The sequence below is a fragment of the Vibrio sp. Evd11 genome, assembly GCF_900382755.1.
Taxonomy (GTDB): Bacteria; Pseudomonadota; Gammaproteobacteria; order Enterobacterales; family Vibrionaceae; genus Vibrio; species Vibrio lentus.
In genome coordinates, this window is sequence record NZ_OSDX01000112.1 from 1 (window position 1) to 6,097 (window position 6,097).

A 6,097-nucleotide genomic window follows, 5' to 3' on the forward strand; every position below is an offset into this window, starting at 1 on the left:
TTAGAGCTTGAGAGACATCCATAAAAAAATCCAAGTGCATTAAATACACTTGGATTTTGACAGCTCTGAAGGATCGTTCAACCGATCACTTTAGTTCTAACTGATCGGCATTACCTTTAAGGAGCCTTTTTTCGATCATAAAGCCGTTATCGGTTGATCTACGCTTGCTTGTTTTTCAGAGCGGATTTCAGAATTTGTAATAGCCATTGATTCAAAGGCGCGTCTTTCTGTGAGCGACGACAGCTCATTACATAGCTGACATCGATAGTCAGCTTTTCCGGCAAATCAATACTTCGACATCCATCTGGTACGCTGCCATTGAGAGTGATACCAAAATAGTCAGATTTAAGTACGACATCATGAATCATTGCAGGGTGGTCAACTTCTACTTTAGGGTTTATCTGAAAACCTATATTTCTAAGTCGCTCAAGGATCGGATATTTGTTGTCATTCCATCCAGGGGTTTTAAATAGAATGATTGGATAGTTGGCGAGTGACTCAAAGTCTTTCGCGGGATGGTCTTCTCTGACGAAGAAAACGACTTTTCCTTTTCCAAATTCTGTCTGAGAAATTGACTGTGGCAGGGTTTCATCAAAGTAGTGCACCGCTATCGCTTCTTCGCCGTCGATGAGCCTATTTTTAACATTGCTTCCCCATCTAACGAACGAATAGTGAGCATGCGGGGCTTCTTTACTCAAAGAAAAGTAGAGTTTCGAACCAAAGCGCTCCCAGAAAAGCGTATTCGCGTAGATTTTGATATCATCTTGGTAAGTTTCAGGGGAAAACTCTTGGTGCTTTATCGCTTCAACACTACTCAGAATCTGCTCAAAATTAGCGATATTGGCTTCTACGAATGAAGTAGGTTCGAAACCTTGTTTGGTTTGAATGAACAAGGGATCGTCGAGCTGAACCTTTAACTTAGACAAGTTTTTACTGATTGCCCCCGCCGTTTTACCCAACGACTCTGCGACCAAACCAACATGACGAAGTTCGTACATACGTTTGATGACTAAGATATTTTGGATATCTAAATTGAAGTCCACAAGCACTCCGAATTGAGTTGATAAGGATGAGCTCTCGCGTTAGTTACACGAAAGAAAAACATCTGACCTTAGTATCATAGTATTGAGAGTCTCTAGTTAAGACAGAACAGCGTCAAAATGTGACTATTACATTGATTTAAAACTGTATTGATTGTGAGCGATTTCTATTTTGTAAATCTTGGTTTTCCTCGAGTGCACAACATCGTGTTGTTAAAGTTACCTCAACAAAGCAACACACTAACCAAACAACAAGAATTAAAACAATAAGAGGTGACGTATGAAAAAACTAATCGCATTAGGCTTGATGGCACTTTCAATGAATACTGCATTTGCTGCCGATGGTACTTATACAGGTACTATCGACATGACAAGAAGCGAAGGTAATCAAGTAAAGGCTGAGCGTGTTGAATCTGACTTAACATTGGAAGGAAGAAATGAAGCGTCTAACGGCGGAATCCAATTCCAAAAGAACGTAGATCAAGATCAAGAGATCCAGCTTACAGGTCGTCGTGATTAACGTTAAAAATGTGCTTACCATTGTCATGAGAAATGCTGCGCCCTTGGGTGCAGCATTTTTCGTTTTGGTATTTGGAATATTTTATAAACTCTAGTGGTCCAGCCTTGGCATGGTGTGTAACGTGTGGCATTTTGTCTTTCTATTAACGTTAACTCACGACTCGATGTGGGCTCGAATGACACACAAGTAAACGAAGACTCGAAAAGGACTAGAAATGAATCGAAAAGAAACGGGAATGATTCGTCATATTTTGCTGATTAAGTTTAAAGAAGAGGCTGAAGCTTCTGAAATAGAGAAACTGAAAGGACTGTTTGAAGCGATGCCAAGCAAGGTTGAAGGAGTAACTTCAGTCGAGTGGGGGCTAAACGACAGTCCTGAAAACAAGAATCAAGGTTATACCCATTCCGTTTTAATGACGTTCGCAGATGAAGCGGGGCGTCAAAGCTATCTTCCGCACCCAGAGCATGATGCGCTGAAAGATGTATTTCGTCCTTTGTTAGATGACATCATCGTGTTCGATTACTCCCTGTAATCAGCTTCTCAGTATGTCTCTTATGTTTTACTCACCTTCGATAATGAAGAGTTAGGGCTTATGTGACTAAGCCCTAATTAAATAAGAAACGATTTACTCTGTCGGTGAAATCGTAACAGGGGTGAACGAAGCTACCGCATTACCGCCAGCGCCTGGGCGATCAACATAAGGAGTGTTTTGCATTAAGGTGTAATACACGTCCACGAAGTCATCATCATTCACTAATACGCCATCAGGAATTACGTCGATAATCTTGCCTGTGATCTGAGGGATAATCGCATAACCCTGAACTTCTGGATCAGGAATCATCTTCAGTATCTCTTCAGCGGCTTGAACCAATAGTTTTGCTAACGCTTTATAATCAGTACCATCGTCGTGCTCCATCAAGATCATATCGGCAGCACCCCAGCGGTAACGAGGCCAGAAAATGACGGTTTGATTTGGGTAATAAGTTTGTTTGTCGTAATCCAGATAAGGCATCTCAACCAGGTCGATCTGTGGCTCTATACGGCTTGAATCAACCCCAGTGACAATAGCGTAGATTTCAGCTTTGCCAGAGATCCAAGGTTCTCTATCGATAGCCAAACGAACCTTAGATAATTGGGTGGTGTTCAATTCTTCAGGTTCAGACATCGTCATTGAGCGAGTCGCTTTGCCTAAGAATGTTTGTTTCTGAATTTTGAGGGTACTGGCGTCAGTTTTGCTATCGCTATTGATTTGCGTGGTGGTACCTAGTTTCTGCATTTCGCTCTGCATTGCCATTAAGCCTGCTTTGAGTTCTTCTGCACCGTTACTATCAATGACAAATACAGGAACGTCTGGCGTTTGGTGCACGTCTAGTTCGTGAACCTGCCCATACACATCATAGGCTTCAATGTATTGCCAATTTGAATCATCGCCTGATGGTTCGAAGGCAAACAGCGGGCTCTCACCGTTCTTCCAAGCTTCAATCATCGCTTCATCAGCCATGCGAATTTCTAACACAGAGTCGCTGAATTCGTTGATCCCTTTCATCTTGCGATAACCAAGGTCCGCTTTCTGCATCCTGTTTGAAAATGCAGAGTAGGGCTGAGTAGAGCTCAATTTATCGACAGGCGTGGACAAGTTCTTTTCTGAAATTTGAGCCTTTAGGGAAAGCTCAAGATCGGAATAACGCTCGCTGATTTGTAAAGCCAAAGATTGCTTTTGTGCTGAGGCGTTCTCCGAAAGAGAGCGTGAGTTTACTGTGGCGATATTGTTTGCATAGGACTGGAAGCCAACCACTGTCGTTGCAAGCACCATACTGATAGGAAAAGATGGTCTCATAAAGAATCCTTATTTTAATTTTTATCATTAATAGAGCATTTGCCCTATAAGGATTAACCTATCAGTAACGTGAATGTGTTCAAAAGTTAGTCAGTTATTTTTGTTTCGTTGTGCAGCACAGGATCTCAATTTAAACTGTTTTTATAAAATAATACCCAAGCAACCTTGATGTTTATAAATTAATAAACGTATCAGTAAATAACTTACAATATTATTAACTACAATGGTATTTCATGAAAAAACCTACTCAAAGTGAGTAGGTTTTTATTTCGCGGTTAACCGCTAATTCTTCGTTTTATAACCTGTTTAAGAGGCTCGCGCTAACTCAATCTAAACGCAATGTTAGGCCAGAGTAGTTTGAGTATCCGCGCAGTAACACATGATAAGTCACGCCCGGTTGCGCGCTCACACTGCACTGCTCGTTGTTTCCAGCACGATAAGGGCGACAATCGTAACTCGATGTCGTTGGCTTACTGCCGGATTTCACGTAGAGATCGGCATCGCCTGAACCACCAGACATTGAAACCGTCACGCTTGATGCAGAATCAACGGTGAACGTGTAGAAGCTTTCAGAGGATTGATTCCCGCTTAGGTTCGCAATCGGTGTGCCTTTCGTTAATACATTGCCAGTTGGAGGCGTGACACCACAGCTTGCATTCACGCCTACGGTATTAAAAGCATCTTCAACATCGGCAACCACATAGCCCATGTCTGCTGCGGCTTTCGCTACGCCACAAGCACCGGCATCAAAAGTACTGTTTGCCGTCCAATACAGTTGGTTTGCGACCGTGAATATTTCAAAGCCCTTACGTACATTCCAACCCGATTTGTTCGCTAAAAGGTAAAAGGCGCGATTATAAACACCGCTAGATAAGTGAACGTTCAAACCATCGTAGTATTCAGAGGCATGATCAATCGAGCGGCCATCTTTTGATGGTTGATCAAAGTAACGCAAGCCACCTTCCGATTTGAATATGTCGCTACCCACAATCCAATCCACATTGCCACGCAGATAGTATTCAGCCGCTTCGCCTGCAATATCGGAGAAGGCTTCGTTAATACCGCCCGACATGTTTCTGTAAACAAGTCCCGAGTTCTGTTCTGTGAACCCGTGGCTGACTTCGTGAGCGCTCACGTTAATATCGACCAATGGATAAAAGGTGCTGCCACCATCGCCAAAAGTCATTGATGAACCATTCCAAAACGCATTCTCGTAATTCGAGCTGTAGTGAACTCGCATCGACAGCTGGAAAGTTAAAGGCGATGTGTTCATCCACTCTTTGTACATATCGAATACGACATTACCAAAGTAGTGTGCATCGTTAAGAGGCGAGTAAGCCCCGTTAATGTATTTATGATCGGTGTAGTTGGTTCCGTCGGCACAGTTGTAGCTGTAGGCTGCGCTGCCAGAGGTTCCATGATTTAAGTTGACCGTCTTAACCGAATCGTTTTCTAACGTACAAGTTGTGCCTGTTTTGTCGATGGGAAAGCTAGGGAAGTCACTGCCATATTCATATCGAGTGGTTTTGAGGTTGCCACCGGGGCCAGTACCTAATGCTTTAGCGTGGTTTAGCCCATTCCATTTTTGGAGAACATCGCCAGTCGTAGCATCAATAAAGTAGAAAGGGCGCTCTGGCATTGAGGACGCGATAAAGAAATCGACCAGATACACCACTTGCGCGGTTTGGTTCTCATCCAGTCTCACCATTAGTTTTGCATTTTTGTTTTCAATCGACTTTTTGCCAACGGTAAACGTGCGGTGAGAGGAGATCGCGGCTTCAATCGCTTGTTCCTGATTCAGCTTTGGTGCGATGCTGGATAAGTCTCCACTGATCCCTTGTGCAATTGAGCCAAATACCTGAGTGGGTTGGTTCTTGGAAAGGGTGGCGACAACGGAGGTATCAAAGACGGGTAAGCCTAAGTGAGTTTGTTGGTAGCGGACTTTCGTTTTTCCATTGGGCAGTACCACCCGTTTTACTTCAGAAAAACCTAATTCTAGTGGGGCAACACTCTTCGACTGAGCGACGAGGCTTTGTTGTAGCAGTGTATCGTTATCGACTCTGACCATTTCTGCAGCGTGTGCATTAAAGCCAAAAGATGTACCTAGAATAGCTGCTATTTTCCAGCTTAGTTGACGTTGTTGGTTCATTTTTCGTTCCTGATTTTAATATAAACTCCTTCTTCCCAACGGCTTTATAGGAAGTCTATATGCAACACGCTAATGCCATGTGTTGCGAATCAAGATTGGAAGAGTATTTGGATTTATGACAAGTTTATCAGGGAGATTTATTTTTAGAGTATGTAATTCAAAGTTTACAAAAAAAGCTTATTGATCAAATTGTTTTTATAAAATCTAATTTTATTATTTATCGTAAACGTATGAAGGGGCGAGAGTTATTAAAACCCGCTTTGTTTTAATTTATAGAATGAATTTCTCTAAGTTAATTTCGATATTTTTCAGTTTTTATCTTAATTACAAATGAGTAAATAACTGGATTTTTTGAAGTGGAAATATTGTCTTTATTATCAATAGTAAACTTGTTTTAACAATACCACTAAGAACAGTTCTCAACTTTTTTAACACTTAGTCTCGCTAGTCAGGAAAAAATCTACATTTTGTTGTTCAATCACAAACTAATAAACATACATAGACAGGATCTTAAGGGCTAAGCGGTTTATTTAGATAGAAAAAAGGCTTCA

5 protein-coding genes are annotated in these 6,097 nt (G+C 41.8%); 2 read left to right on the top strand and 3 right to left on the bottom strand.

The genetic code is table 11. From position 1 onward, the window contains the following. Positions 1–158 precede the first annotated feature (158 nt). A complete protein-coding gene (locus tag ED652_RS23440) occupies positions 159–1,043 on the bottom strand; it encodes a LysR family transcriptional regulator (RefSeq protein ID WP_122056331.1) in 885 nt (294 codons plus the stop codon). 277 nt (positions 1,044–1,320) lie between these two features. Here ED652_RS23440 and ED652_RS23445 point away from each other — a divergent pair, with 277 nt between their 5' ends. Together ED652_RS23445 and ED652_RS23450 are read left to right on the top strand one after the other, a co-directional pair. Further along, on the top strand, positions 1,321–1,560 hold the full coding sequence (locus ED652_RS23445) for a hypothetical protein (RefSeq protein WP_122056332.1): 240 nt from the start codon (positions 1,321–1,323) through the stop codon (positions 1,558–1,560). A gap of 214 nt (positions 1,561–1,774) precedes the next feature. Beyond that, the gene (locus tag ED652_RS23450; RefSeq protein WP_174214645.1) at positions 1,775–2,092 is read left to right on the top strand and encodes a Dabb family protein; all 318 of its coding nucleotides are present in this window, start codon (positions 1,775–1,777) and stop codon (positions 2,090–2,092) included. A gap of 93 nt (positions 2,093–2,185) precedes the next feature. Here ED652_RS23450 and ED652_RS23455 read toward each other — a convergent pair whose 3' ends face one another. Together ED652_RS23455 and ED652_RS23460 are read right to left on the bottom strand one after the other, a co-directional pair. Then, positions 2,186–3,397 (bottom strand): DUF3103 domain-containing protein, encoded by a 1,212-nt coding sequence (locus ED652_RS23455; protein ID WP_122056333.1) that lies wholly within the window; start codon positions 3,395–3,397, stop codon positions 2,186–2,188. Between the two features lie 325 nt (positions 3,398–3,722). Then, positions 3,723–5,546: a M4 family metallopeptidase gene (locus tag ED652_RS23460; protein ID WP_122056334.1), complete on the bottom strand. Its 1,824-nt coding sequence runs from the start codon at positions 5,544–5,546 to the stop codon at positions 3,723–3,725. Positions 5,547–6,097: the final 551 nt, after the last annotated feature.

What these genes read in the sequence shown, in the direction of transcription:
- ED652_RS23445 (WP_122056332.1), top strand. Translation starts at nt 1,321, where the DNA reads ATGAAAAAACTAATCGCATTAGGCTTGATGGCACTTTCAATGAATACT.
- ED652_RS23450 (WP_174214645.1), top strand. Translation starts at nt 1,775, where the DNA reads ATGAATCGAAAAGAAACGGGAATGATTCGTCATATTTTGCTGATTAAG.
- ED652_RS23455 (WP_122056333.1), bottom strand. Translation starts at nt 3,397, where the DNA reads ATGAGACCATCTTTTCCTATCAGTATGGTGCTTGCAACGACAGTGGTT.
- ED652_RS23460 (WP_122056334.1), bottom strand. Translation starts at nt 5,546, where the DNA reads ATGAACCAACAACGTCAACTAAGCTGGAAAATAGCAGCTATTCTAGGT.